This window comes from Desulfospira joergensenii DSM 10085 (assembly GCF_000420085.1).
Classification (GTDB): domain Bacteria; phylum Desulfobacterota; class Desulfobacteria; order Desulfobacterales; family Desulfobacteraceae; genus Desulfospira; species Desulfospira joergensenii.
This window is the reverse complement of record NZ_ATUG01000003.1, coordinates 904,033-929,489: the sequence shown is the minus strand read 5'-3', so window position 1 is coordinate 929,489 and position 25,457 is coordinate 904,033. Positions and strand designations below refer to the sequence as shown.

Genomic DNA, 25,457 nt, shown 5'->3' with positions numbered 1-25,457 from the left:
TCTCATTATGAGTTTCCGGGTGCCGGAAACTCATAAGCCCTATGGTTCATGCTTTTTGCTGCTTCCATCGCCGGTCAATAAGGTGAATCATTTTTCAATGGCAATAACATGATTCTACCCGGGCCGGCGAGTAGAATCAGGGCAAGGAAGAAAATCATGAATAATCTGGTCAATTGGGATTTTTGGGAAAGTATATATATCCCAATAAAAAAAGGGGGCGGTCCCCTGATTTTTTTGCGCTCTCCTTTCCCTGATCACAGATCCCCATCCCGGATCATTCTGCCGTCGCCATGGGCCTGAGCTGGTCCGAAATTCTGAATTCCGCCCGGGTAACAGACCTCAGGGTGTGAACATCGAGTTCCGGGGCAATCTCTTCAAGGGTCAGGAAGCCGCCGGGAAAATCAAATACCCCGAGTTCGGTTACAATGAGGTCGGCCTCATGGAGGCCGGTAATGGGAAAGGTGCAGGACTCAACAATTTTGGATTGTCCGTTTTTCTGGAAATGGGGCATTCCCACAATGACTCTTTTGGCACCGGTCACCAGGTCCATGGCCCCGCCCACCCCCAGCTGACGGCCGTTGGGGATGATCCAGTTGGCGATATTGGCCTGGGCGTCCACCTCAAATGCACCGATCACGGTGACATCCACATGGCCTCCCCGGATCATGCCAAAGGAGAGGGCGCTGTCAAAATAGGAGCAGCCCGGGGTTTCCGTCACCATCTGCCGCCCGGCATTGATCAGGTAGGGATCCTGGTTTGTTTCGTCCGCCAGGGGCCCCACCCCCAGCATTCCGTTTTCAGCCTGAATATAGACCGTCCCATTGGTCAGGTACTGGGACACCATGGTGGGGGTTCCCACCCCCAGGTTGATGATCAGGCTTGTTTCTGCGTCAAGGAACTCCCGTGCGATCCGCCGGGCGATCCTGGGCTTGATCTTTTCTTTTTCCACAAAGGCGGTCATGGTTTCTCCTTTTTGACGATATGGTTCACAAAAACATGGGGGGTGACAATGGCCTGGGGATCGATCTGCCCGGTCCTGACAATTTCATCCACCTCTGCAATGGTGGTGGTGGCGGCCATGGCCATCAGGGGGTTGAAATTGCAGGCGGTTTTATAATAGGTGAGATTGCCCAGGTCATCGGCCCGATGGGCCCGGATTATGGCGATATCCGCGTGAATGGCCCGCTCAAGAACGCAGGGGATTCCGTCAAAGGACTGGGTCTGTTTGCCTTGGGCCAGATCCGTTCCCATGGAGGTGGGGGTATAAAAGGCCGGGATCCCCACCCCGGCCGCCCGGATGGCCTCGGCAAAACTGCCCTGGGGGATCAGGGTCACATCAATGCGCTTCTCATTATAGGCTGTGGCCACTTCGGGATTCCAATTGTAGTAATTGCCGATCAGAGCCTTGATCTGCCCGTTTGTGAGCAGGCGGCCCAGTCCCAGGTCAGGGGAGCCCAGATCATTGCTGATGATGGTTAGGTCCTTTTTCCGGCTTTTCACCAGATGATCAATGAGCCCTTCCGGGTTACCGGCGTTCCCGAATCCTCCCACCATGATCCTGGCACCGTCCTCAATAAAGTGAATGGCCTCTTCATAGCTGGATATCTTGGAGTTATTCATGGTCTTTCCTCTTGTCTTTGCCCCTCAGGGGCGATCCGTCTCTCTGACCTTAGTTAGCAAGAGATATGCCATCTGTTTTTCCAAGAGGGGTTGAGGATGAAAAACCGGGTCTGTGGGACTCCTCACACTTTTCCCGGTTCAGGTTCTTTTCTTTTTTTTTATCATCCGGCCTGATTTTGGAGGGGATCATGAATTTGGGGGTGATAATCGTGTCCCAATTATCCCAATTCAATGGATTCCGGCACGGCTGGTCCGTGGGGAGCGGGGTTGCCCTGTTCCATTCGCAATATATAGGCCCTGCCGTCAGGGGTGATTTTTGTGCCCTGCTTGGTCCGGCCCACCAGGATCATCCCCGCCTCCTTGAGCAGGGTCAGGCATTTTTTCATCCGCCCCTCTGACAGGGGATAGCCGTACCGGGCCATTTCTTTTCTCAGGGAATTCCTGCCGCATAATCTTCCCTGTCGTTCCCGGATAATGGCCAATACCTGCCGGACCAGTTCCGGTTCCATCCCGTTATCTGCAAAGGTTCTGGAAATTGGGTCCGGTTCTTCAAAAGAAAGGGGGAGCCGGTCCGGATCCATCCGCCTCCCTGTCCTCCTGCCCGGCCAGAGAAAATCCGGAAAATGATCCGGAAGGATATGGGGAGAGGTCTTGGACGAATAAAATACAAACTCGGCAATATTGAGCAGTTCCCGGATATTGCCGGGCCAGTCATGGGCCAGAAGGCAGTCCTGGGCCTCCGGGGAGATGGTTTTGGAGATTTTGTACTTGGTTTTAAAATATTTTTGCAGGATATAGAGAATATCTTCCTTGTGTTCCCTTAAGGGAGGGATGTTGATGGGAAAGGTATTGAGCCTGTAGAAAAGGTCATTCCGGAATTTGTTTTCCCGGATGGCCGCAAATATGTCTTTATTGGTGGCGGCAATGATCCTGACCTCCACGGGGATGATGCTTGAGCCTCCCACCCGCAGGACCTCTCTTTCCTGGAGCACCCTGAGCAGGCTGGACTGGACGTTCAGGGGGGCGTCTCCGATTTCGTCCAGAAAGATGGTTCCCCCCTGGGCCTGTTCGAAAAATCCCTTTTTCCCCCCTTTTTTGGCACCGGTAAAGGCCCCGCTCTCATATCCGAAGAGCTCGCTTTCAATGAGGCTGTCCACGATACCGGCGAAGTTTACGGCCACAAACGGCCCTTTCCTGAAAGGGGATGCCTGGTGAATGGCATGGGCGAACAGCTCCTTGCCCATGCCGCTTTCACCGGTGATCAGGATGTTTTTCCCTGTGGAGGCAAAGTCCCGGGCTTTTTCAATGAGATCTTTCATCTTCAGGTTCCGGGTCCAGATGCTGGAAAAGGAGTATTTGGTTACATGCCCCTTTTCCTTGAGCTTGACCCTCACCTCTTTTTCCAGTTCCCTGATGCCAGAAAGCCGTCTAAAGGTATGGATGCTGGTTTTTTCACCGGGGACGCCGATGCGGGTGACAACGGTTTTTTCACCGTTGATATTATAGATCCGGGCGGATTTTTTGGATTTGTCTTTTTGTTCCAGTATTTTGGCCAGGATTTCAAAGGGTTCCATCACCCGGTCAATGTTCCGGCTGATCAGCTTCTCCCTTTCCTGTTTGAAAAGACCTGCGGCGGCCTTGTTGACAAGATCGATGCGGTTGTATTTATCCACATAGATCAGCCCGTCCTCAAATTCGTTGATAATGATCTTTTCCTGTTTGAGGATTCGCTGGGTGTTGACAAAGGAGCGGGCAAGTTTTCTGGAGGAGTCCAGGAGCCTATTGTGGTATTGGTCTGAATATTTTTCCAGGTATTTCAGGTCCAGGCCCAGGGCATCGAGGATTTTCAGAAAAGAGTGGATGCTCACGCTTCTGGGGCCGATATCGATGCGCGTTTCAATTTCCCTGGGGCAAAGATGCATCATGCCCGGGGAGATGGCCGCATGGATGTTGTTAAAGTCGAGCTGTCTGCCTTTCCAGAAGGGGATATAGTTCAAATGGGTAAACCCCAGCTTGTTCAAGGACTCTATGGTCTCTTCGGAAGTGTGTCTGGGGCTGTTCACCACAAGGACGTTCCGGCCTTTGGGGAGCAAAAAGACCTGTTCCAGGTTCCGGCCGACAATGACCCGTCTAGGGGTGATGATTTTTGCGTCGGGAAAAAGCGCCTTTGCCTTGGGCCGCAGGAATTCTCCGGACACAAACACAAGATCCGGGTCCATGGGTTTTGATCCGACTTCTTCCATGGAGACCATGTGAATGGTTACAAGATGGCCGATGATCTTTTCAAAGGAGGTTTTCAAGTATCTTGCCACTTTCCGGTCAACGCTGAACAACACCATCTGTTTCATAATCTGTCCTGGATTTAATGTTTTTCCCAAAACAACCCAATTCGCCTAATTACCTATACGGAAACAAGCCCGATTGCAAGCCCCGTTCTTTTTCTGGGTTGAAAAGCAGGGGTCTGCTTTGAAGACAGAAGGGGCGTAAAGATCCGGCATGTAAATTGCTGTGTCCGTTTTAAAAGGATCGGTTTCGAACCTCGGATTTTTGAAATTTTGATACTTCAACCCAATAAGGCGTAAAAAATGGATTCAAAGAGCCATGTATTTTCCAGGGCCATAAACAAAGATCTGCCCGTTGCCGTTCATGCCAAGGGCATATTTATAACGGACAGGGAGGGCAATAAATATCTGGATGCCAGCGGCGGTCCAATGGTCGTGAATATCGGCCACGGCCGGGCAGAACTGGCCCGGGCCGCCCATGACCAGATCCTTACCTGCGGCTACACCCATCCCACCATGTTTGCAAATAAAGCCGTGGAAGATCTTTCAGATATGCTGGCCGCCCGCACTCCTAAGGGCATAGACCGGTTTTATTTCATGACCAGCGGGGCCGAAGCCAATGAAACTGCCGTGAAACTGGCCCGGCAGATTCATCTTGAAAAGGGAAACCCTGGGAAAACCCGCCTCATCTCAAGGTGGGATTCCTACCACGGCCTCAGCCTGGGTGCCCTGTCCGCCACGGGCAGAAAATATTTCCGGGCGCCTTTTCTGCCGATGCTCCCTGACACCATGCATATCCCGGCTCCCTTTTGTTTCCGCTGTCCCTTTGAACGGAATTCAGGCTCCTGCCGCCTTGAATGTGCCATGGCCCTGGAAGAGGCGATTCTGGAATCCGGCCCTGAAACGGTGTCTGCCTTTTTGATGGAGACGGTGTCAGGGGCGGCTCTGGCCTGCGCAGTTCCGCCCCCGGGGTATCTGGAGAAGATCAGAAAGATCTGCGACCGCTACGATGTGATGCTGATCCTGGATGAAATCCTGTGCGGACTTGGCCGGTGCGGGGCATGGTCTGCATCGGAACTTTTCAATCTGATCCCGGATATCATGACCCTGGGCAAGGGGCTTGGAGGAGGGGCCATTGCCGTATCTGCCGTGGGTGTGCAGGAAACCCATTACCAGGCGATCCGGAAGGGGTCCGGGAGCTTTGTCCACGGGGGAACCTTTTCCCATCATAACGTGGGGGCGGCCGTTGGAAAAACCGTGATGTCCATCCTTGAAAAAGAAGATCTGATTACCAGGGCCCGTCAGACAGGGGAGTATCTTGGACAATGTTTGGAGAAGAAGATTCTTCCATTCCCCTTTGTCGGAGATGTCAGGGGAATGGGGCTTTTATGGGGAATTGAATTTGTCAGGGATAAGAAGACAAAGGCCCCGTTTCCCAAAGAAAAAGGGATGAGTCAGAGAGTGTGGGAGAGCCTGTTCAAACGGGGGGTGGCAGCCTATAAATCAACCGGGTTTGCCCGGGGCCACGGGGATGCTTTGATCCTGGCCCCTCCCTTTGTCATTGAACGGGACCAGGTGGATTTTATGGTGGATGCCCTTGGGGCCGGCCTGGAGGAGATTTACAATGAGCTGGATCTGTAAACCGGCAGATAAAAAGGAATGCCCCTCCAGGTATATCCCCCTAAAAAAGAAATCAGAGTGAAGTTCCCGTCCGGGAAAAATTGAACAGCCCGGGGCCGGCATACGCCCCTTGATTATGAATTTTTTTGGAGAGAAGAACCATGGAACGTGTTGTCATTACAGGAGCGGTAAGAACACCCATTGGAAAATATATCGGAGGCCTCAGGGATATCCCCGGATATGAGCTGGGGGTGCTGGTGCTGAACCAGGCCGTCAAAAAGGCGGGGATCGAGCCGGAACAGGTGGATGAAGTCATCATGGGCCAGTCCTACCAGAACGGGGAATCGGTGAACATTGCACGGGTTTCCCTGCTGGCCGCAGGCTGGCCCGTGGATATTCCGGGGCTGACCATTGACCGGCGCTGCTGTTCCGGCCTGGACGCCATCTGTCTTGGGGCCATGAAGATCATGAGCGGACAGGCAGATATCGTGGTGGCCGGCGGGATCGAAACCATGAGCCGGACCGAGTTCTATATCCCCGGTGAGTTTGTCAAATGGGGAATGGGCGGGGTCAGGGATCCCAAATGGGGCCTGATGCCACGGGGTCACGGGGCCCTTCCCATGTGGGGCCTTCCCTTTTTTGACCGGATCCAGAGGGCAAGGGTCATGTCCCAGCCCGTGGAGCGGTTCGGTGAACTCAACTCCATGATGTCCTGGGCAGAGACCGCAGCCACCACCGAGGGCATTACCCGGGAAGCGGCAGACCAATGGGCCTGTCTGAGTCATCAAAAGGCCCTCAAGGCCATTGACGCAGGAAAATTCACAGAGGAGATCGTGCCCGTGGTGGTCCCCCAGAGAAAGGGACCTCCCCTGGTGATTGACACGGATGAACCCCCCAGGCGCAACACAGACATGGAAGGCCTGTCGCGGCTCAGGCCCGTATACGAAAACGGGATCTGCACGGCGGGCAACTCTTCCACAGAGAATGACGGGGCCGGTGTGGTGGTGCTGCTGAGCGAGTCCAAGGCGGAAACTCTGGGGGTGGATCCTTTGGCCTGCCTGGCCGGCTTCAGTGTGGCCGCTTCCGATCCCACCCTGACCTATCCTGCCGTGCCCAAGTCCGTTGACAAGGCCCTTGGCAATGCCGGGCTGGATATTGATGAAATGGATCTCATCGAGATCCAGGAGGCCTTTGCCGCCCAGGTCCTGGCCGATGCCAAGCTCATGGGACTCTCTGGGGCGGATCTTGAAAACAAGGTCAATGTCAACGGATCCGGGATCTCCCTGGGCCATCCCATTGCCGCCACCGGCACCATGAGAATGGTTTCCCTCCTCTACGAGATGAAGCGGCGGAACGCCCGGTACGGGCTTGAAACCATCTGCGGCGGTGGCGGACATGGAATTGCCGCTGTTGTGGAAAGAAGATAGGTTAAAATATAAGATTCTCATCATTTTAAAATGTGAAAGATATATCCTTGCAAATCCGGATCATTCGGAATAATAGATATTGGATGAGACTCGATATGGACAGGAGGAGATAAAAATGGAAGTAAAAAAGGTAAAACTTATCTATTTTTCACCCACCGGAACCACCCGAAAGATATTGGAAAGTATTGCCGGCGGCATCAGAGTTGAAGATGTCGAGCAGATTGATCTGACCCTTCCGGAAGGAGCGGAGCAGCCGATTCAGTTCTTTTCAGATGAACTCGTGCTCATTGGTGCCCCTGTTTACGGGGGGCGTCTGCCCATAGATGCAATTAACCGGTTCAAAAGTCTAAAAGCGGACGGAGCCCTTGCCGTTCCCATAGTTGTATATGGGAACCGGGAGTTTGAAGATTCTTTGTTGGAGTTAAAAGATCTTGCCGTTGAACTGGGATTTCACCCGGTGGCCGGTGGTGCCTTCATCGGGGAGCACTCTTTTGCAACTGAGGAGGTCCCCATCGCAAACGGACGTCCGGACAGCCTGGATGTTCAACGGGCAACGGATTTCGGAGCACAGATTAAGGATAAAGTCACGGCCCTTCAATCTTCTGATGTCCCAATGAATCTGGAGATTCCCGGCAGATTTCCATATGAGGGCGGAGCACGGTCCATGACGGTTTCCCCGGTGACCCGGGAAGATATTTGCACGGTTTGCGGGACGTGTGCCAGCCGATGTCCCACGGCAGCCATTTCAATTAACGGGAGTGTGACCACTGAAGTGGAGCTCTGCATTCGCTGCTGTGCCTGTATTAAAAACTGCCCGACCCGGGCCAGGGTTTGGCAAGACAGCACAATGGAAACCATTGCCAACTGGTTAAATGAGAATTGCGCTGACCGGAAAGAGCCCCAGGTTTTCGGGGTGGATGCCTAGCGTCCTATTTTATAAAAAATCTTGCGCCCGGACCCGGCCTTAAACCCTTAAGAGGATTTCATTTCAATATCAGATATCTTTTTGGGGATATCCGTGCTCAGATTCTCGGCACCCGACTCCGTCACCAGAATATCATCTTCGATTCGGATGCCTCCGAAATTTATAAAATCCGTTAATTTCTCATAGTTGATATACTCTTTGTGCAGGTTTTGGGATCTCCAGGATCGGATTAATTCGGGAATAAAATAAATACCCGGCTCTATGGTCATGACCATGCCTTTCTTAAGGGCCTTTCCAAACCGCAGGTTTGAAAGCCCGAACTGGGAACTGCGTTTGATGGTTTGATCATATCCCACATGATCTTCCCCGAGACTTTCCAGGTCATGGATCTCAAGACCCAAAGGATGTCCAAGGCCGTGGGGGAAAAACAGGGCATGGGCGCCCTGGTCCACGGAATCCTGAACATTGCCCTTCATCAGGCCCATCTCCTGCAGTCCCCGGGTAATTACGGATGCCGCATGAACATGAATATCCCTGAACAGGACCCCGGGCCCTGCTTTTTCAATTGCAGATTCATTCGCCTTTAAAACGATTTCATAGATCTGTCTTTGCAATTGGGAGAATCGACCGGAGACCGGAAAGGATCGGGTGATATCACTCGTATAATGCAGAGGGGACTCCACCCCCCCGTCCATGACGATAATATCCCCCTCCTTCATCCGGTTTGAATGGCTGGCGCCGTGAAGCCGGGCCCCTTGAACCGTAAAGATAAAACAATGGGCCGGCCTTGCATCCCGGCTTAGGGCCAGGCCTTCTGCCCGGCCGATCACCTGGTATTCATACATCCCGGGCCTGGATGCTTCCATGGCCAGGGAGAACATCTCCTTGGTGATCTCTAGGGCAGACCGGATCTGGGAAACCTCATCTTTGGATTTTATGGATCTTTGTTCAATGACAGCTCTGACCAGGGAGATGGATGCCCCCTGATTTACAGCTTCATGGGGTATGCCGGCGGCCTTTTCCAGTTTCAAAAGAGTATCGCTCCGGTATTGGGGCAGGTAATGCAGATCCTGTTTTTTTAGACCCGAATTCTCCAGAAACGGCTTTAACTCCCTTAAGGACCTTACCTCTTTTACGCCGGTTCGTCCGGCGGTCTCGACCAAAGGCTCCTGGGGACCCATCCATATGATATCATCCACGGTATAGTCATTTCCGAACAAGATTTCCCGGTCATTGTCGATATCAATGACGGCTGAAAGCCCGGGGGAGCTTATCCCCCAATAGTATAAAAAGGAGGCATCCTGGAAAAAAGGATAACAATTGTCCGGAAAATTCCTGGGGACCGCATCATTGCCCATGAACAGGACAAGACCTGTCTTGAGCTTTTGTTTGAGTTCCTGCCGTCTGCTCATATAGATTTCAGGTGCAAACATTTTTATATCCATTTTTTAAGTAAATGCCTTAAGAAACCAGTTGTCCGCCCTTATAGACCTGTTCGATGTTTTTGGTCAGCACCCGGATGTCCGAGATCGGATCCTTGTCCAGGATCAGAAAATCGGCCAGTTTACCCTTTTCAAGGGAACCGGCTGTATGCGCCGTGCCGATGGCTTCTGCGGCTACAAGGGTCGCGGCGGAAATGGCTTCCAGGGGCGTCATGATTTTATTTTCAACCAGATAGACGATTTCCGAGGCATTGGTACCGTGAAAATTATAATTGGTTCCGGCATCCGTGCCCATGGCAATCCGGATGCCTGCCTTAATGGCCTTTTTCACGATTTCGATATAGGTTTTCTGCATGTCTTGGCTTTTTTCAATCATAAAGCCCGGAACAGAATCTGCATTCTCCATGAATACGTCGTGAAGGCTCATGGTCGGTACCAGGAAAACGCCTGCCTCTGCCATGGCCTCAATGGCCTGATCATCGGCCATGGTGCCGTGTTCAATGGTTCTTACCCCTGCGTTTACCGCATTGATGATCCCCTGGGCACCATGGGCATGGGCTGCGGTATGCTTGCCCAGCTTTAATCCTTCCTCAACCACGGCCCGGATCTCATCCTCGTTCAATTGAGCCGCACCCGGAACACCGCCGGGATTCATGACCGCGCCGGTGGCCATCAGCTTCAGGCAGTCCGCACCTTGTTTTAACTGCTCCCTTGCGGCTTTCCGGCATTCATCCACACCATCTGCAATGGAGTACATGCCGTCAAAATATTCCGTGCCCGAACATGTCATGGAGATGATTTTACCGGCGGTTTCGATCCTGGGACCGGTGAAATAACCGGCTTCAATCCCTTCCTTAACCGCAAAATCGATATAGTTGACCGTTCCGACATTCCGGACCGTGGTAAACCCGGCTCTAAGCGTATCAGACATTAATCTGGCCGATCTCAGGGTCCGGAGCTTATCCTCGACCAGGTTCTCCTGGAAGGTGTCTCCGAATCCGAAAAGATCCATGTGGATATGGCAGTCAATCAGGCCGGGGATGATCCATTTCCCCTTAAGGTCAACGGCCTTGGATTCCTCTGGATCCTGGGTTTGACTCCAGTTTTCAGCAGAACCGGAAAAGAGGATCTTGTCATCCTCAACTACCAGAATTGAATTGGGAACCGGGGAGTCCCCGGTTCCTGATATTAAAGTGGCGTTTTTATAGACGATCTGCATGGGGTTTCTCCTGTTCAGAAGCTATTTTCAAGAAATATCAGCACTTACCAGTTCACTTGTGGGGATCTTGAATTTAAATACATCACTGCGGTAGTGACATAGGGAGACACTGAAGGGCAATCCCTTTTCGCTGTGGCAGATCCATTCCAGATAGATGCAGGGGATGGGATAGGAAATGTTAAAGAGTTCTCTTTCCCTTTTCCCTGCCACGGCCGCATTGATGTACTGGGTAACCGTTTTAATGGGGGTGGCAAACCTGTCTGCCATCAATTGAAGGGGAGGTACATTGATTTCCATATCATAGAGGGCTGGAAAATCATCATAGATAAAATAGGCCCGTTCAATAATTACGGCCTGGTGATTGGCATAAAGCACCATGGTCAGGCAGACGACTTTTTCCCCTTCTTCCAGATTAAAGATTTTTCGGATCTTGGGATCTGCCGGCATGATTTTTCGATTGATGATTTCCCAGTGGTGGGGGATATCATGGTTTGCCATCTCATGGGAGAACCGCATGGGTTTGCTGGCATCATAGGTCAGCTTGATAATACCGGAAGAAACAACAAAGGTTCCCTGCCCGGGCTTTCGCTCCACCACCCCTTCAAGGACAAGGGGATCAATGGCCTTTCGGACGGTCATGCGGCTGGCCCCGAACTGCTTTGACAGATTCGGTTCCGTGGGTATTTTATCCCCGACTTTGAATCGGCCTTCCCGGATTTGGCTGTGCACCCACTCATAGATTCGAATATATTTGGGCTTTACCTGTTTTTCATAGACCCGCATTCAGACTCAGTCCCCCTGGGTTGATTTATAAAAACGTCAGTCTCAAAAAACCTTTGCCAGTTCCCGGAGCAGCATCCCATACCCCTTCTGTCCCTTTTCCATGCTCTCCAGACGGAAAAATTCATTGGGACTGTGTAGATTTTCATCTTCATAGCTGAAGGCAAAGTTCACCGTATGGACCCCCAGTCCATCCAGAAAAAGGGGGCAGATGGGAATGGTTCCGCCGCACCGGGAAACAAAAGGATCTTTTCCATATAGTTTTTTCAGTACATTGGAAACGGCAATATTTCCCTTGTGATCATGGGGCATGTCATAGGCCTTTACCCGTCCCTCACAGTTCATGAAATTCACCCGGACCCCCGGCAGAGTAAAGGTTTTTACATGGACTCTGATCGCCTCCATGATTTTATCCGGATCCTGGCCGGCCACCAGCCGGCAGGTGATCTTTGCTTTGGCAAGGGCCGGGACAACCCCTTTTATTCCTTCCCCCTGATATCCTCCCTGGATACCGCAAATTTCAAGGGTCGGCCGAATGGTCCCCCTTTCCATGGCTGTATAACCGGATTCACCGAAAAGTTCATCCACCTGGACATGGTCCCTGATCTCAGATTCCAGGACCGGCAATCGGGCAAGCAAAGCCTTTTCTTCTTCTGAAGGTTCAATCACTTCATCGTAAAATCCACTAACTGCAACCCGCCCCTTGGTGTCATGGAATGAAGCCAGGATATGGGCCAGGGCGTGGATCGGATTCTGAACCACTCCTCCGTACAATCCGGAATGAAAATCCTTTACCGGACCCTGAACCTCAATTTCAGCGGCCATCATGCCCCGGTACCCGATTTCAATTTTGGGTTGATCCGGAGACCATTGAAGACCGTCGGCACTCACCACAAGATCGCATGCCAGAAGATCCCTATGGCCGGATATGAACTGCGGAAGCTGGGGACTTCCGATTTCCTCCTGGCCTTCGGCAAAAAACTTGATGTTGATCGGAAGGCTCCCGTCCGTTTTCAGCATGGCTTCCACAGCGGCAATGGGGGACAAAAGATTTCCCTTGTCATCGGAAGCCCCCCTTCCGTAGATCCGTCCATCTTGTATGACCGGTTCAAAGGGAGGTGAATCCCATAAATCAAGGGGATCTGTCGGCTGGACATCAAAGTGCCCGTAAATCAGAATCGTCGGTAGATTCTTGTTCCGGATCCAGTCTGCGTAAACAAAGGGGTGGCCCTCTGTTTGGAATATTTCAACATGATCCAGGCCTGCATTTTTCAGTCGTTCGGCCACCCATTCCCCGGCTTTGAGCACATCATCCTTATGTTGCGACTGGGCGGAGATACTGGGAATTTTCACAAACTCCATGAGTTCTCCGACAAACCGGTCCCGGTGCTTGTTTAAATATTCCTGCCAATCCATGGTATTCTCCCGGTTCATCAGCAAAGTTCTTTTTTTGCACAATCAAGGATTTTTTCAAACTCTTTTGATACATCTTCCGGCAGGGGCAGATCCTCGTTTTGGTCGAGCACCTCTGTCACCCGTTTCCGGCATTTTGCAGCCATGTCCAAGCCGCCTTCCTCTTCCCATTTTTTGGGCAGTCCGTAAAGGCCGACCCGGGGACGGAACAATTCCCCTGTTCTCAGGTGTTTGACGGTATGGGGAGACAGAAAGTACTCTTTCCCATCCATGGCCTCTGCGATCACCTCAACGGCCAAATGGTCGGGATCGACCTTTATTCCCTGACTGATCCTGCGGTGCATGGCAAAGAGTTCATCATCAAAGACCAGGTCTTCAAAGGAAGAGATAAACCCGCTGCCGAAACTGCCGAATCCGGAGATGATATCTGCCCCGGAAAGAAAGGGGAGCAGGCCATTGACTGCGGTTTCCGCCCCCAGCTGCATGTCATGGACACAGGATGTGGACATATAACCGTAGACGTCGCTGGGAAGATTATAATGTCTGGCCAGTTGAACCGAACAGGCACCCATGATCCCGATTTCCGGGACCCCCCAGATGGAGTGGCCGTTGCTCATATTTGCCGGACAGAGACGTGCACCGTAAAATACCGGGACGGAAGGGTTGATATCATGGCTGAGCACACAATAGGCCAGCAGGCTGGCATTCATCTGGGTCAGGCCGCCGGCAATGGTCATGGGCGCTGTGAAGCCCAGAATGGGAGCCACCAGTGCCAGTGTGGGGATTCCCCTGGATATCAGTGCCTCCATTATCCCGGTGACCTCTTTCGGGTAGTATAGGGGGCTTTCCGGCGAAATTCCGATATTTGTCAAAGGATAGTGATTCGGATTGTCAACGGATCCCATGAGCGCCTGGTAGAGTTCTGCCACATACCGGGCCTGGGCAGCCGTGGAAACGGCCTGTCCGGAACTCGGTTTTTTTGCCAGCCTGAACACGGTGGCCATTTGAATCAGCTCGCTGATTTCAGGGGGCAGTTCCTGGGGCTGGACCACGGCACCGACCATACTCAGGTTGTCCAGATGGTTCATCAGGCGGATCATGTTTTCAAGGTCGGATAGAGAGGCTTTTCTTTTCTTTCCGGTGTCAGGATCGTTGACATAGGGAATGGAACCTCCGGTATGGGTGGCAGTCCTGCCGGTACCGGTTTCAAGAAGGTTTTTGTCCCTGCCCATGAAGGTCACCTGCCCGGGCAGGACCTTGAGTGCTTCATCCACCAGCTCAGAGGGAATTTGAATCCTTCCCTTTTTATGGGTGCAGCCCCTGTCTTTTAAACGGGCGATAAATGATTCATCTCCCATTTTGATTCCTACCTCTGACAGGACACGCCGGCTTGCCCGGTCAATATGGTGAACATCCTCTTCACTTAAATAGCTCAGCAGATGTTTTTTGGGTTCAGCCATGAACTTGCTCCTTCAATTGTTCTTCTAAAAAGCATGAGATATAGTGGTTCTCCCCTATTCGACGCAACGAGGGGGATTCGGATCTACAACGGTCCTCTGCCATGGGGCAGCGGGTATTAAATTCACAGCCGGGGGGCCGGTTGATCAGGCTTGGGATCTCTCCCTGAAGGATGGTCCGGGTTTTCGGAGCATCCGGATCCGGCTCCGGGGATGAGGTCAACAAAATCTGGGTATAGGGGTGTCTCGGATTCTTAAATATTTCATCGGTGGGACCGGTTTCCACAAATCGTCCCAAATACATAATGGCCATGTGATCCGAAGTATGTCTGACCACCGATAGATTATGGGTGATCACCAGGAAGCTGATTCCCAGTTCCTGCTGGAGCCGGTACATCAGATTGAGGATTTCGCCCTGTACCGACACATCCAGCCCGGCCGTGGGCTCGTCGGCAATAATCAATTTCGGATTCAAAGCCAGGGCCCGGGCCACTCCCACACGGCGGGCCTGGCCGCCGCTGAGCTGGTAAGGGTATGATTTTAGGAAAGAGGCCGGCAGATTGACCAGGTCAAGCAGTCGTATTGCCTCCTTTTTGGCGTCCGGCAGGGAAATTCCATGTATCTTAAAGGGTTCCGTCACGATGGAGAGGACGCTCAGCCTTGGGCTTAAACAGCCGACCGGGTCCTGGAACATCATGGCAATGTCCCGTTTTATGGGCTTGAAAGCCTTTTCGTTTAACCTGACCAGGGGTTTGCCTTTAAAGGCAATGCTTCCCTGGTCAGGTGTGACAAGGCCTAAAATCGAACGGGCAAGGGTTGTTTTTCCGGCCCCGCTTTCTCCCACCAGGGCAAAGGTTTCGCCCTGGCCGATGGACATGGATGCACTGCAGACCGCTTCGATAAAGGGCTCTTTGCCCCGGTCGAGAAGGGCCTTGAGGAATCCCTTTGTCCGAAATCGGACCCGGATATCTCTGAGTTCCAGCAGATTCTTCATTGATTCCTCCCCAGCCGGTTCAGATGGCACCGGACAAAATGACCCGGAGATAGCTCTTCCTGGGGCGGCCAGGTCAAGGGACAGCCCTTTTCTTTGATGGGGCATCGGTCGACAAAGATGCAGTTCCCGTCCAGCTCCACCAGGTCGGGTATCTCTCCGGGGATGGTCGGCAGGACCCGGGTTTTTTCCTTGATCCGGGCCGGATCACACTCCAGGAGACGGTTGGTATAGGGGTGAGCCCCACGGTGGAAAATATCCCGGACACTTCCAGATTCAACCATTTCCCCGGCATACATGACAATGACCTGGTCGCAGAAATCGGCAATCAGACCCAGGTCATGGGATACGAATAAAATGGAACACTCGATATCTTTTTGCAATGCCTTTAACAGGTCAATGATCTGGATCTGCAGGGTGGCATCCAGTGCCGTGGTGGGCTCATCTGCAATGAGCAGTTCAGGCTTCATCATCAGGGCCATGGCAATGGCGATCCTCTGGCGCATCCCCCCGGAAAATTGATGGGGAAAGCTGTCCAGCCGCTTTTCCGGGTCCGGTATTCCCACACGACCGAGCATTCGAATGATCCTTTTTTTCTTTTCAGATGCACTCAGTTTGTCCCGATACTGGATATCCGTCATCTGGCGGCCAATGGACAATACCGGGTTCAACGAGGTCATGGGATCCTGGAAGATCACTGAAATACGCTGCCCTCTGACCGATCTGAGCTGCTGGGGCGTCATGGTCAGGATATCCTCATCCTGAAGGCAGATACGGCCTTCTTCAATAAGGGCATTATCCGACAATAAATTGAGGATGGAATTGATCACAGTGGATTTCCCGCACCCGCTTTCACCGACAAGTCCGACGATCTGCTGCCCGCCGATATGGAAGTTGACCTGACGGAGGGCCTTTAGCAATCCCCTTGCCGTTTTAAAGCTGACTGATAAATTTTCAACACGTAGAACCATCAGATCTCCCGTCTCAGTTTCGGGTCAAAAACATCCCTCAAAGCCTCGCCCAGAAAAGTGAATCCCAGGGTGGTCAGTATTAATGGAGCACCGCCTGCAATGACCAGCCAGGGAGTGTTCCGGATAAAAGCATACCCGTCGTTCAATATGGTGCCCCAGCTTGCCGTGGGCGGGCGGACGCCCAGGCCCAGAAAGCTCAGCCCCGCTTCAATGGTCACGACCACCGGTATATCCATACTGGCGATGATCAGCAGGGGGCCGATGACGTTGGGAAGGATATGGACCAGCAATATTCTGATCTTCCCGGCTCCCATGGCTCTTTCGGCCATGATGAAGTCATTGTTTATGATGGCCTGGGTCTGGGTTCTGACGATCCGTCCGTACACCGGTATGGAGGTGACGATTACCACGAGGATGACCGTATTCAGACTGGGTCCCATCAGGGTGACCACTGCCAGGGCAAACATGATGGTGGGAAAGGACCGTATGGTATCAAAGAGAATGATCAGGATACTGTCCAGCCATTTTGATCCGAATCCCGCCAGCATACCCAGGATCAATCCAATGCTTCCTGCGATTGAAATGGAGACCAGGGCAACCTGCAGGGCGATCCTGCTGCCCATCACCACCCGTGAGAACACGTCCCTTCCCAGCTGGTCGGTGCCGAGCAGATGTTCGGAGGAGGGCGCTTTCAGGCGGTAACGGACATTGAGTTTGTTGGGGTTGTGGGGGATGATATAGGGGGCGAAAAGGGCAGAGCCCGTTATGATGAGTACAAGGATGAAGCCGACCAGGGCCAGCCGGTCCCGCATCACATGCCTTACCAGGGTCACCAGTACGGATGGATCTTTCTGGGTCTTTTTTACAGAATCGCTCATTATAGGTTCTCCCGGATCCTGGGATCGAGAAAAGCAGATACCAGGTCGGCGGCTGTGGTTGAGAAAACAAAGATGATCGTGGTCATGATGACACTTCCCATGACCACCGGATAGTTCCGGGTGATCACCGAATCGTAGATCAGTTTTCCGACCCCGGGCCTGGCAAACACGATTTCTGCAAAAACAGCGCCGGACAGCATATATCCGATTCCCACTCCCAGCAGGGCCACCGCCGGCAGAACGGCCAGACGCAATGCATAGGTCAGCACGATTTTCCGTTCCGTGAGCCCGAAAGCCCTGGCCGTCCGGATGTGATTCTCCCCCAGGACCTCCAGCATACTGGCCCGGACAAGGCGGGCAAGATACCCCACCCATCCCAGCCCCACGGCAAAGGAAGGCAAAATCAGGTGAATCAGCTGATCCACGATGTCCCCGTCTTTTCCCGCCCCAATGGCCGGAAGCCATTTGAGCCAGACCGCAAAGACGAGCAGGGAATACAAAGCCACCACAAAAGAGGGAATGGTAATCGTTCCCACGGAAAACAGTCCGGTCAGTTTGTCGATGAATGTGTTCCTCCGGACAGCGGAATAGCATCCCAGGGGAATTCCAATCAGGGCGGACCAGCCAATGGCAAAAAAGACCAGGCTGGCCGTAAAGGGAAGCTGACTGAAAAATATTTCAGACACGGATCTGTCTGAAAACACATCGGTTCCCAGGTCCCCCTGGGCAACATTGATAAAAAATTTCCCGAGCTGAACGGCAAAGGGTTTGTCCAGGCCCAGGCGCTCATTTAAGGCGGCCTTCATTTCAGGGGTTGCCCTGGGACCCAGCACGATGCTCAGGGGATCTCCGGGAACCGCATGAATCATACTGTAGAGGAGGGATACAGCGATCACAACCGTGATCGCTGCAACTCCGAGTCTTTTAATCAGGTAAAAGAGCATCGCTGCTTATGCTCTTTTAAAGAACCGGACCATTGGAATTCCTTCCGGGGTCATGGCCGGGACAATTGAGTTCCGATAGATAATGGGGGCGGACTCATGGGTAATGAAGCGGTAGCAGCCCGACTCTTCCATGAGATCCTGCATCTTCTGGTACATTTTATCCCGTTTGGCCGGATCCGTTTCAACGGCAGCTTCCTTATGCAGCCGGTCAAACTCTTTGCTGCTGAACCGTTCCCAGTTCCACACCCCCACCTGTTCAGAGACAAACCACATGGTGTACCAGTACGGGTCCGGCTGGCTGGAAAATCTATTGGTGATGAGCTGAATATTCTTCACCTTTTCCTTCATCTCTTTTTCAGATCCAAGCACCCAGAACTCTCCGGACTCATGCACATTGACTTTCACCCGGATACCGGCTTCTCCGAGGCTGGCCTGGATCACCTGGGCCTGGGTTACAATGGTGGATTTGTTCAGACAGTCAAGGGTGATATCGATTCCATCGGGAAAGCCGGCTTCTGCCAGAAGCTTTTTTGCCCCTTTTGGATCTGCCTTTGGCGGATTAATGGATTTGGCCCTGTGACCGAGAAGTCCGGGAGGGATAATGCCGGTGGCCGGTTTGGCCTGGCCGAAATAGGCGGCTTCCAGGATAGACTCAATATCGGTGGCCTTTTGGATGGCTTTTCTGATCTTTACATCTTTTAAGACCGGGTTGTCCATATTGATTCCCATCCAGGAATAATAGAGGGAGGGTTTGTTGACCACAGTGGCTTCCGGGGAGGGTTTGGACTGAAACATCTCATAGGAGGATACAGAGATTCTGGTAAAGTCGAGATCACCGGCTTCAAAACCGATTTCCGCTGTTTTTTCATCATCAATGGGATAAAAATGGACTTCATCAAAATCAGGTTTGGTCCCTTTCCAGTCCGGGTTGCGTACAATCACGGTCACCTGTTTGGGCTTCCATTCTTTAAATATATAGGGACCCGAGCAGGCCGGCGGGGTATTGGAGAAAGATCCGCCGACGGATTCCATGGCTTTTTTGGAAAGGATAACACCGGAGATTCCGGGAAGAGAGGTCATCCAGATCGGGGCAAAGGGTTCTTTTAAAACAATCACACCGGTATATTTATCTTTGATTTCCACCGTATCCAGCAGCTTCCAGTCACTGGCATAGGCAGATTTGGTCGCGGGATCGGCAATGCGCTCAAAGCTGTACTTCACATCTTCAGAAGTCATTTCCCCGAATCCGTTGGTGAACATGATGCCCGGTTTGAGTTTGAATTCGATTTTCGTGGGAGTGAGCTGTTTCATGTATTCAGCGGCCATGGGCTGCCATTCCCATTTGTCCCCGGGCTTGTAGCAGATCAGTTTGTTCTGGATACAGTCGTTGATGATGTCTTCATTTTTGGATTTGCAATGGGCCGGATCCAGGGTCAGGATATCGGAATAGTTCCGGATCCGCAGAATTTTTCCATCTGCTGACCAGGATGCCCCGGGAATGGCAAACTGACCGGCCATCAATGCGGTGGACGCCGCTGAAACCTGGATGAACTGACGTCTGGAAATCTTTGGGCTCTTGTCTTCTTGTTTAAACTTGGACATGTTTTGCTCCTAACATATTGGGGTTATAAAAGCATTGGACCGGGTATCTGTTTTCCCTTAAAACAGATACCCGTTTAAAGGCTTGCGGATTTCTTGGGCCGGCAGTTTCTCCGGAAGTAAATATATACGTATATACCTTTTCTGGAATAGGTTTAATGGAGTATTGATAATTTTCTGTAAATTCATAAGTTTAAAATGGCTTTAATCGATCAGGCAACGCTTGTTCAAAGGTCTGTTATCCGGGTTGAATTTTGAAAAATCAGATTCAACCCTTTTTTCTTTGATTTGTTTCCGTCACCCTAAGGCAATAAAATTGATCTTGTCAAGAGAAATTTGATGTTCACCAATAAATTACACATTTGACATGAAAAGGATTTGGAAACGGATAATCCACTCATATATCATGGGGAAAAGAATTTTTCCTGCAGAATCTGTCATTTTGTTTAGGACGGTCTGATGGGTATTGCCGCAGATATTATTATCATCCTGACGGCAGCTTTTTTGGCAGCCTTCTTACACAAAGATTTAGGCAGCCCGAGATTATCGGCTATCTCCTGGCCGGGTAAGGCCCCGGGAGTATCAGGGTGATGGTCGGCATGCCCATGCCCCAGGACCTGGCCATCATACCGGAGAGAATCATCCTCCCCCGTTCAACGATTCCGGAGCAGAACGTCCCGGAATTGAGCCATTGACGAAATGGAGTGAAACCGCCAGGTCGTAAAGCCGGTTGAGGAATTAATCCGAGGGAAAAATCTCCTGGCCCCGGGAGGTGAAAGAGGTCCGGGGGCCGACCATGATGGTTTCAACAATGGGAGGATTGACCGGCCGGCCGGCTTTCCATTCAACAATAAAATTGGCTCCGGATCCTCCGGCCTTATCCTTTTCCGGAATGATATAGCGGAAGGATTCCAAAGGATTTAAAACCAGGGGGGAGGATATAAATCCCTTTAACCGCAGGCCCTGGGTCTCATAATAATCCACGGTATGGATGGTGATGGGATAGGCGGGGTCTGTGTTCCGAATGCTCAGGGTGACGGCCAGCAGGGAGGGAAGTTCCTTGTTTCCGCTGTAGATATGGGAATAGGCCGGGACATAAATCATCTGGCCCTTGGATAAGCGGGCAATGTCCCGGGCCTGGAGGGGAAGTGCCGATACCAGGATAAGTGCGGAAATCAGGATCAGACAGATTGTGAGGCTCTTTTTCATGGGGATTCTCCGTTGGTTTTTTTATCATTATCCCATTATTTTTGGATTAATCAATGGCGAAGACGTATTAAATTAAAGAATTCTTGTCAACCGCAAGGAGGGTTTCCAGATTCCCGGGTTGACCTTTGGGCCTGATTTTGTATATTGGATACTGCCATGCGGATTTATATTCGATTTTCAGAGGATCTGGACTTTTTCCTGAAAAAGGAACAGCAGGGCAGGCGATTTGCCCTGGATATGGACCGGAAAGCCTCGGTCAAGGATATTATCGAGTCCCAGGGGGTTCCCCATACGGAAGTCGGCAGAATGGAATTGGAAAAACAGACCCGGGATTTCGCATTCATCCCGGGGAGGACCGGGGCTCTGGACGTCTCCGGAATTAAGCCTCCCTTTGATGTTCTGAAGCCGGGGTTTCTGAGGCCCCGGCCCCTGGCCCGGATCCGGTTCGTGGCCGATGTCAATGTAATGAAACTGGGAAAATTGATGCTGCTGCTGGGATTTGACACGGCCTGCTCCTCTTCTTTTTCAGACCCGGAGATCGCCGATATTTCGGAAAGGGAAAAACGCATCGTATTGACCCGGGATACCGGACTGCTCAAGAGAAAAAAGATAGAGTTCGGCCGGCGTATCCGATCCAATCTTCCCTATGAACAGCTGGAAGAGACCCTTGTTTTTTTCGGACTTTCCGGGAAGATCCGGTTTTTTACCCGGTGTTCCCATTGCAATAAAAGCCTTGAGCCCAGGGACAAGGCAGATGTAATGGCCCTGCTGGAGCCCAAAACCCAAAAGTACTTTTCCAGATTTTTTCAATGCCCGGAGTGTAAAAAAGTTTTCTGGAAAGGATCACATTATGCTAAGATTGTCCGGAAACTGGGGACCATGGAACATCCGGTCTTTCAAGAATGGCAAAGGAACCCCGACCAAAATTTTTCCAGGATTGAGGATCTATGAAACTGATTACCACCCATAAGGGATCTGATTTTGACGCCCTGGCATGCCTAGTGGCAGCAACCCTGATCTATCCGGATGCCAAGCCGGTTCTGCCGGGATTTTTCAATGCCAACCTCAAGGGGTTTCTGGCCATTCACAAGGATCTTTTTGATCTTTACACTCCCAAGGAAATCTATCCCGAGGAGGCCGATACCCTGATCGTGGTCGACACCCATTCCTGGAACCGGCTGGACAGCCGGATTCAGGTTCTTAGGGATAAACCGGATCTGAACATCATTATCTGGGACCATCACCCGGACGGTGATATGGAGGGAAGTGAAACCCATGTCCGGGAGACCGGAGCCGCCATTACTCTGCTGGTTCAGGAGATCCAGAAACAGAGAAAACTGATCACCCCCATCCAGGCCACCCTCTTTTTACTGGGGCTCTATGAAGATACCGGCAACCTGACCTTTCCCTCCACCCTGGCGGAAGATGCCTTTGCCGCGGGATTTTTGCTGGACAGAAAGGCAGACCTGAATATTCTTTCCACCTTTTTAAAGCAGGCCTACGGCCGGCAGCAGAAAGATATCCTCCACGAGATGATCCAGAGCGGAACCCGGACCGAGATGAATGGATTTACCGTGAGTATCTGCAGACAGGAGATCCAGGGGCGGGTTCAGAACCTGGCCATGGTGATGCAGATGTACCGGGAGATCATCAATGTGGATGCCGCCTTTGGCATTTTCAGGGATGCGGAGCAGAACAAGTGCATGGTCATCGGCCGGAGCGGGGTGGACGAGATCAATATCGGCATGATCATGCGGAGCATGGGGGGCGGAGGCCATCCCGGCGCCGGCTCCACCCTGATCAAGGCGGCCAATCCCGATGCCGTTGAGGAGATGATCACAGACCTGATCAACGGGAATCAGCATTCCTCGGTCATGCTTTCGGACATCATGTCCTATCCGGTGATGACCGTCCACGAGGACACTCTGGTGGAGGAAGTGGTCATGATCTTAAGGGATATGGGGTGTACGGGCATGCCCGTGGTGGATGATGACGAAAAGATCGTCGGCGTGGTCTCCAGGAGAGATTTCAAAAAGGTCAGAAAATCAAAGGAGATGCAGTCCCCAATCAAGGCCTTCATGGCCCGGAACCCCGTGGTCATCGGCCCCGACCGGAGCGCAGTGGAGGCGGCCCGGCTCATGATTAAGCACGATATCGGCCGGATACCCGTGGTCCAGGAGGATAAGATCATCGGCATCGTCACCCGCTCGGATGTGATGATGTATTTCTATGATCTTCTTCCGGATTAAAGTTTCAGTTTCTTCTTGGCGATGATTGCCAGTTTTTCCCGGAATATCTTTGAATTGTGACGGATATCCACGGGAAAGGATTTCTCGATAAAGATATGTTCAATGTCTGCGGTCAGAGGATTGGATCTGGCAAGGTCGTGGAGTTCTTTTAAAAATTCTTTTTTATTGGAAATCTTTGTTCCGGGTTCGATGAAGATCACCGGAATTTGTCTGTGTCTGGGACCCACCCCGGTCAGGGCGCTCCTATAGACCTTTTCGTGATTGTTGAACAGAGCCTCTACGGGAATGGTAAACAGGGTCTCTTTTTCCGTGATCACCCGATGGCTTTTCCGTCCGCAAAACCAGATCCTGCCCTTGGAATCCATCCAGCCCAGATCTCCCATGCGGTGCCAGAAAGATCCGTTGGGGTCCTCAATTTTTGCCAGAAGATCTGCCTCGCGGTTGTTGAAATAATTTTCAGTAGCCAGATCGGCGTTAACGATGATCTCTCCGACCTGGTTCTCCGGCACGGACCGGGCATCGCTGATTCTGGAAATGGGATCATCCGTGATCTCGATGATCTCTATCCGGGTATCGCAGATGGGCCTGCCGATGCACATGCCAAAACCCTGTTCACTCAGGCTCCGGGTCTCGGAAAGGATCTCATTGGATTCGATGGAGATAATGGGCACGGCCTCCGTGGCACCGTAAGGGGTGTGGATCTGGGCATCTCCGGTCAGCATGGATGAGAACTGCTCCATATTGGCCGGTGAAACCGGGGCTCCGGCAGAGACCACCCGCTGCAGGGAGGGTAGTTTGATTCCATTTTCCCTTCCGTATTTTCCCACCCGGTTCAGCAGGGCAGGGGAGGCAAACATATTGGTCACCCCGTGGTTATCAATGGCTTCAATGATTTTGGTCGGGTCGACCTGGGCCGGTTTGGTGGGATCCATGTCCGGGATCACTGCGGTCATGCCCAGGGCAGGATCAAACAGGGCAAACAAGGGGAAGGTGGGCAGATCGATCTCGTCCGGGCCGATCTTAAAATGGGCCTGGATCTGCCGGATCTGGGCATCAAAGTTACCGTGGGTATATACCACGCCCTTGGCCGGGCCGGTGGACCCGGTGGTAAATACGATGGCTGCGGTTTCATCCCATGTGGTGGGGGCCTTGGGGAAGGACTCTTGGGTGTCAAGGATGAGCTGGTCCAGGGTCTGTCCGCCCCAGAACCATCTTTTCCCCACGGTGACCCAATGCTTGACGCTCTGAAAATATTTGGGTTTCAGGGTTCTGAGTACATGGGCCTTTTCAATGCCGATAAAGGCCCCGGGCCTGCCCTGTTTCAGGCATTGGAGCATGCGGTCGATGCCCATTCCCGGATCCACCACCACGGGAACAGCCCCGGCCTTGAACATGGCGAAGATGGTGATGAAAAAATCAATGCCCGGCGTGACCATGAGGATGGTCCGGGTCCCCCGGGTGATGCCCGTCTCGGTCAGGCCAAAGGCCAATTGATCCGACAGGATGTCAAGCTGGGTAAAATTAAGCTGGCTGTAACGGACCCGTCCGCTTCTGTCCCGACCGGCCGGACAGACCACGGCTCGCTTATAGGGATAAAGTTCTCTTGTCCGGGCAAGGCTCAGTGCAATATTGGTATATCGGGTCATAGAAATTTCTTTTTGAGTTTAAAAATCAGGCCCGGGAAAAAACCATCCGGTTCCGGTTCCTGATTCTTCTTTAGTTTGTCGCTCTGCTCCCGGGCATTTGCCAGGGCTTCCTCTGCGGTCTGGGTCAGTTCTTCGGTTTTATCGGCAATCATAGTCTTTCCCTGTTCCGGGTTGACCTGATAGAGGACATAGATTTCCCGGATGGGCTTTTCTATTTTCAAAAACGCCTTTAACAGACCATTTTTTGATTTTTCCCAAACCTTTTTTTCCCGGTCCGCAATCTTCAACTGCTCGGGGTATTTCTGGCCGATGGTCTCAATCCTCTGAATCTCGGTGTTAAAAATATTGATCTCCGAGTTAAAGGAGAGAAATGCCTGGTAAAGGGAAGGGAAATGGTCGAAACTGAATTTAAGCATCTCCTGGGGCAGGGACACATGCTCCAGTTTCTTTTTTGTATATACAAGTTTCTCCGGCTTTTTGGCAAAGAACAGGGAATAGCCGGTATATGCACCGCCCCCCAGCAAAAGAAGGAGGACAAAGATGAAGATTCTCTTTTTGGTGAAAAGATTTTTCAGGCCGGCAATTTTCTTTCCCTTTTTTTTCTTTGGCGCTGGAACATCCGTCTCAGTTTGGGGCAAAGCCTTGGCACCCTCTGTTTTCTTATTTTCCCCTTTTTGATCTTCTAGATCATCCGGCAGCAGGGAATCACTCTCCTTGCCCTTTTTCTTTTTTTTCCCAAATCCTAACATGGCTGTTTTTTTACCCCGGCTGAATGAAAAAGTCAA

At 51.9% G+C, this 25,457-nt stretch carries 21 protein-coding genes; 5 read left to right on the top strand and 16 right to left on the bottom strand.

Going from position 1 to position 25,457, the window contains the following annotated elements:
- Window positions 1–274: 274 nt before the first annotated feature.
- The 3 genes from F608_RS0128400 to F608_RS0128385 form a co-directional block, all read right to left on the bottom strand.
- Window positions 275–961 (bottom strand): 3-oxoacid CoA-transferase subunit B, encoded by a 687-nt coding sequence (locus F608_RS0128400; protein ID WP_022669143.1) that lies wholly within the window; start codon window positions 959–961, stop codon window positions 275–277.
- Window positions 958–1,620, bottom strand: coding sequence for a CoA transferase subunit A (locus tag F608_RS0128395; RefSeq protein ID WP_022669142.1), 663 nt, complete (start codon window positions 1,618–1,620; stop codon window positions 958–960). Before F608_RS0128395 ends, F608_RS0128400 begins: the two co-directional genes overlap by 4 nt.
- A gap of 218 nt (window positions 1,621–1,838) precedes the next feature.
- Window positions 1,839–3,968, bottom strand: a complete 2,130-nt coding sequence (locus F608_RS0128385; RefSeq protein ID WP_022669140.1) for a sigma-54 interaction domain-containing protein — start codon at window positions 3,966–3,968, stop codon at window positions 1,839–1,841.
- A 237-nt stretch (window positions 3,969–4,205) separates the two neighbouring features.
- Here F608_RS0128385 and F608_RS0128380 point away from each other — a divergent pair, with 237 nt between their 5' ends.
- From F608_RS0128380 to F608_RS0128370, 3 genes are all read left to right on the top strand, one after another.
- Complete coding sequence (locus F608_RS0128380; RefSeq protein WP_022669139.1) at window positions 4,206–5,543, top strand: aminotransferase family protein; 1,338 nt, start codon at window positions 4,206–4,208, stop codon at window positions 5,541–5,543.
- Window positions 5,544–5,683: 140 nt separating this feature from the next.
- The gene (locus F608_RS0128375; protein WP_022669138.1) at window positions 5,684–6,949 is read left to right on the top strand and encodes a thiolase family protein; all 1,266 of its coding nucleotides are present in this window, start codon (window positions 5,684–5,686) and stop codon (window positions 6,947–6,949) included.
- 115 nt (window positions 6,950–7,064) lie between these two features.
- On the top strand, window positions 7,065–7,874 hold the full coding sequence (locus F608_RS0128370) for a 4Fe-4S binding protein (RefSeq protein WP_022669136.1): 810 nt from the start codon (window positions 7,065–7,067) through the stop codon (window positions 7,872–7,874).
- Window positions 7,875–7,921: 47 nt separating this feature from the next.
- On the opposite strand, the gene F608_RS0128365 is transcribed toward F608_RS0128370, so the two are convergent.
- The 11 genes from F608_RS0128365 to F608_RS0128305 form a co-directional block, all read right to left on the bottom strand.
- Window positions 7,922–9,307 carry an aminopeptidase P family protein gene (locus F608_RS0128365; protein WP_022669135.1) on the bottom strand — a complete coding sequence of 462 codons (1,386 nt, stop codon included), beginning with the start codon at window positions 9,305–9,307 and terminating at the stop codon, window positions 7,922–7,924.
- Window positions 9,308–9,335: 28 nt separating this feature from the next.
- Window positions 9,336–10,535, bottom strand: a complete 1,200-nt coding sequence (locus F608_RS0128360) for a metal-dependent hydrolase family protein (RefSeq protein ID WP_022669134.1) — start codon at window positions 10,533–10,535, stop codon at window positions 9,336–9,338.
- A gap of 27 nt (window positions 10,536–10,562) precedes the next feature.
- Window positions 10,563–11,318 carry a GntR family transcriptional regulator gene (locus tag F608_RS0128355; protein ID WP_022669133.1) on the bottom strand — a complete coding sequence of 252 codons (756 nt, stop codon included), beginning with the start codon at window positions 11,316–11,318 and terminating at the stop codon, window positions 10,563–10,565.
- A gap of 42 nt (window positions 11,319–11,360) precedes the next feature.
- Entirely contained in the window at window positions 11,361–12,731 is a 1,371-nt protein-coding gene (locus F608_RS0128350; RefSeq protein ID WP_027363215.1) for a dipeptidase, read from the bottom strand.
- A 17-nt stretch (window positions 12,732–12,748) separates the two neighbouring features.
- A complete protein-coding gene (locus F608_RS0128345; protein WP_022669131.1) occupies window positions 12,749–14,188 on the bottom strand; it encodes a trimethylamine methyltransferase family protein in 1,440 nt (479 codons plus the stop codon).
- Window positions 14,181–15,179 carry an ABC transporter ATP-binding protein gene (locus tag F608_RS33735; protein ID WP_022669130.1) on the bottom strand — a complete coding sequence of 333 codons (999 nt, stop codon included), beginning with the start codon at window positions 15,177–15,179 and terminating at the stop codon, window positions 14,181–14,183. The genes F608_RS0128345 and F608_RS33735 overlap by 8 nt, the downstream gene beginning before the upstream one ends.
- Complete coding sequence (locus tag F608_RS33730; RefSeq protein WP_022669129.1) at window positions 15,176–16,147, bottom strand: ABC transporter ATP-binding protein; 972 nt, start codon at window positions 16,145–16,147, stop codon at window positions 15,176–15,178. The genes F608_RS33735 and F608_RS33730 overlap by 4 nt, the downstream gene beginning before the upstream one ends.
- Window positions 16,147–17,025 carry an ABC transporter permease gene (locus F608_RS0128330; protein WP_022669128.1) on the bottom strand — a complete coding sequence of 293 codons (879 nt, stop codon included), beginning with the start codon at window positions 17,023–17,025 and terminating at the stop codon, window positions 16,147–16,149. Before F608_RS0128330 ends, F608_RS33730 begins: the two co-directional genes overlap by 1 nt.
- Entirely contained in the window at window positions 17,025–17,969 is a 945-nt protein-coding gene (locus F608_RS0128325) for an ABC transporter permease (RefSeq protein ID WP_022669127.1), read from the bottom strand. The genes F608_RS0128330 and F608_RS0128325 overlap by 1 nt, the downstream gene beginning before the upstream one ends.
- Window positions 17,970–17,975: 6 nt before the next feature.
- Window positions 17,976–19,571 (bottom strand): ABC transporter substrate-binding protein, encoded by a 1,596-nt coding sequence (locus F608_RS0128320; protein ID WP_022669126.1) that lies wholly within the window; start codon window positions 19,569–19,571, stop codon window positions 17,976–17,978.
- Between the two features lie 735 nt (window positions 19,572–20,306).
- Window positions 20,307–20,777 carry a DUF3124 domain-containing protein gene (locus F608_RS0128305; protein WP_022669123.1) on the bottom strand — a complete coding sequence of 157 codons (471 nt, stop codon included), beginning with the start codon at window positions 20,775–20,777 and terminating at the stop codon, window positions 20,307–20,309.
- Window positions 20,778–20,933: 156 nt separating this feature from the next.
- Between F608_RS0128305 and F608_RS0128300 the strand changes: the two genes are divergently transcribed.
- Together F608_RS0128300 and F608_RS0128295 are read left to right on the top strand one after the other, a co-directional pair.
- Window positions 20,934–21,728, top strand: a complete 795-nt coding sequence (locus tag F608_RS0128300) for a Mut7-C RNAse domain-containing protein (RefSeq protein ID WP_022669122.1) — start codon at window positions 20,934–20,936, stop codon at window positions 21,726–21,728.
- On the top strand, window positions 21,725–23,026 hold the full coding sequence (locus tag F608_RS0128295) for a CBS domain-containing protein (RefSeq protein WP_022669121.1): 1,302 nt from the start codon (window positions 21,725–21,727) through the stop codon (window positions 23,024–23,026). The genes F608_RS0128300 and F608_RS0128295 overlap by 4 nt, the downstream gene beginning before the upstream one ends.
- Here the strand turns inward: F608_RS0128295 and F608_RS0128290 are convergent.
- On the bottom strand, window positions 23,023–24,672 hold the full coding sequence (locus F608_RS0128290) for a fatty acid CoA ligase family protein (RefSeq protein ID WP_022669120.1): 1,650 nt from the start codon (window positions 24,670–24,672) through the stop codon (window positions 23,023–23,025). The two genes, F608_RS0128295 and F608_RS0128290, sit on opposite strands and share 4 nt — an antisense overlap.
- Entirely contained in the window at window positions 24,669–25,421 is a 753-nt protein-coding gene (locus F608_RS33725; protein ID WP_022669119.1) for a hypothetical protein, read from the bottom strand. The genes F608_RS0128290 and F608_RS33725 overlap by 4 nt, the downstream gene beginning before the upstream one ends.
- Window positions 25,422–25,457 lie beyond the last annotated feature (36 nt).

Excerpts from the sequence above, each read along its gene's own strand:
- F608_RS33735 (WP_022669130.1), bottom strand. The coding sequence starts at position 15,179 with ATGAAGAATCTGCTGGAACTCAGAGATATCCGGGTCCGATTTCGGACA.
- F608_RS0128295 (WP_022669121.1), top strand. The coding sequence starts at position 21,725 with ATGAAACTGATTACCACCCATAAGGGATCTGATTTTGACGCCCTGGCA.
- F608_RS0128400 (WP_022669143.1), bottom strand. The coding sequence starts at position 961 with ATGACCGCCTTTGTGGAAAAAGAAAAGATCAAGCCCAGGATCGCCCGG.
- F608_RS0128365 (WP_022669135.1), bottom strand. The coding sequence starts at position 9,307 with ATGTTTGCACCTGAAATCTATATGAGCAGACGGCAGGAACTCAAACAA.
- F608_RS0128385 (WP_022669140.1), bottom strand. The coding sequence starts at position 3,968 with ATGAAACAGATGGTGTTGTTCAGCGTTGACCGGAAAGTGGCAAGATAC.
- F608_RS0128325 (WP_022669127.1), bottom strand. The coding sequence starts at position 17,969 with ATGCTCTTTTACCTGATTAAAAGACTCGGAGTTGCAGCGATCACGGTT.
- F608_RS0128320 (WP_022669126.1), bottom strand. The coding sequence starts at position 19,571 with ATGTCCAAGTTTAAACAAGAAGACAAGAGCCCAAAGATTTCCAGACGT.
- F608_RS0128355 (WP_022669133.1), bottom strand. The coding sequence starts at position 11,318 with ATGCGGGTCTATGAAAAACAGGTAAAGCCCAAATATATTCGAATCTAT.
- F608_RS33730 (WP_022669129.1), bottom strand. The coding sequence starts at position 16,147 with ATGGTTCTACGTGTTGAAAATTTATCAGTCAGCTTTAAAACGGCAAGG.
- F608_RS0128305 (WP_022669123.1), bottom strand. The coding sequence starts at position 20,777 with ATGAAAAAGAGCCTCACAATCTGTCTGATCCTGATTTCCGCACTTATC.
- F608_RS0128395 (WP_022669142.1), bottom strand. The coding sequence starts at position 1,620 with ATGAATAACTCCAAGATATCCAGCTATGAAGAGGCCATTCACTTTATT.
- F608_RS0128375 (WP_022669138.1), top strand. The coding sequence starts at position 5,684 with ATGGAACGTGTTGTCATTACAGGAGCGGTAAGAACACCCATTGGAAAA.
- F608_RS0128360 (WP_022669134.1), bottom strand. The coding sequence starts at position 10,535 with ATGCAGATCGTCTATAAAAACGCCACTTTAATATCAGGAACCGGGGAC.
- F608_RS0128350 (WP_027363215.1), bottom strand. The coding sequence starts at position 12,731 with ATGGATTGGCAGGAATATTTAAACAAGCACCGGGACCGGTTTGTCGGA.
- F608_RS0128330 (WP_022669128.1), bottom strand. The coding sequence starts at position 17,025 with ATGAGCGATTCTGTAAAAAAGACCCAGAAAGATCCATCCGTACTGGTG.
- F608_RS0128300 (WP_022669122.1), top strand. The coding sequence starts at position 20,934 with ATGCGGATTTATATTCGATTTTCAGAGGATCTGGACTTTTTCCTGAAA.
- F608_RS0128380 (WP_022669139.1), top strand. The coding sequence starts at position 4,206 with ATGGATTCAAAGAGCCATGTATTTTCCAGGGCCATAAACAAAGATCTG.
- F608_RS0128290 (WP_022669120.1), bottom strand. The coding sequence starts at position 24,672 with ATGACCCGATATACCAATATTGCACTGAGCCTTGCCCGGACAAGAGAA.
- F608_RS0128370 (WP_022669136.1), top strand. The coding sequence starts at position 7,065 with ATGGAAGTAAAAAAGGTAAAACTTATCTATTTTTCACCCACCGGAACC.
- F608_RS0128345 (WP_022669131.1), bottom strand. The coding sequence starts at position 14,188 with ATGGCTGAACCCAAAAAACATCTGCTGAGCTATTTAAGTGAAGAGGAT.
- F608_RS33725 (WP_022669119.1), bottom strand. The coding sequence starts at position 25,421 with ATGTTAGGATTTGGGAAAAAAAAGAAAAAGGGCAAGGAGAGTGATTCC.